The sequence below is a fragment of the Mesorhizobium sp. M0715 genome, from assembly GCF_040320355.1.
Lineage (GTDB): Bacteria > Pseudomonadota > Alphaproteobacteria > Rhizobiales > Rhizobiaceae > Mesorhizobium.
In genome coordinates, this window is sequence record NZ_JAMYPL010000080.1 from 1 (window position 1) to 572 (window position 572).

1 protein-coding gene is annotated in these 572 nt (G+C 60.1%); it reads right to left on the reverse strand.

Going from position 1 to position 572, the window contains the following annotated elements:
* Window positions 1-10: 10 nt before the first annotated feature.
* On the reverse strand, window positions 11-572 hold a 562-nt coding region (locus NKI21_RS32370; RefSeq protein WP_352869333.1), incomplete at its 5' end, for an IS630 family transposase.

A 572-nucleotide genomic window follows, 5' to 3' on the forward strand; every position in this document is an offset into this window, starting at 1 on the left:
CTAGAGCGTTTCATATTTTGACGGAAGCGTAGCCTGCGTTTTCGAAGTAGTTCTTGCATTCGGCTGCCTCGATGGTTTCGACGAGGTGGCCGATGTGGCGCCACGTGTCCTCGACGGTGCGTTTCTGAGCTTGTCGCATCCAGTGTTTGATCTTGGCGAAGGCCTGCTCGATCGGATTGAGGTCCGGCGAGTAGGGCGGCAGATACCAAAGCCTGGCGCCGGCAGCTTTGATCGTCTGCCTGATGGCCGCCGACTTATGGCTTCCCAGGTTATCCATGACCACGATGTCGCCGGGCTTCAGCACGGTGATGAGCTGCTGCTCGACATAAGCACGGAAGCATTGGCCGTTGATCGGTCCGTCGAAGACGCAAGGTGCTGCGAGCCGGTCCCAGCGTAGTGCACCGAGGAAGGTCAGCGTGCGCCAGTGGCCGTGTGGAGCCAAGCCGCGCAGCCGTTTGCCTTTCGGCCCCCAACCTCGCAGTGGAGCCATGTTGGTCTTGATCCAGGTCTCATCGATGAAGACCAGGCACTGTGGATCGAGACCGCTTTGCCAAGAGCGCCATCGCTGGCGC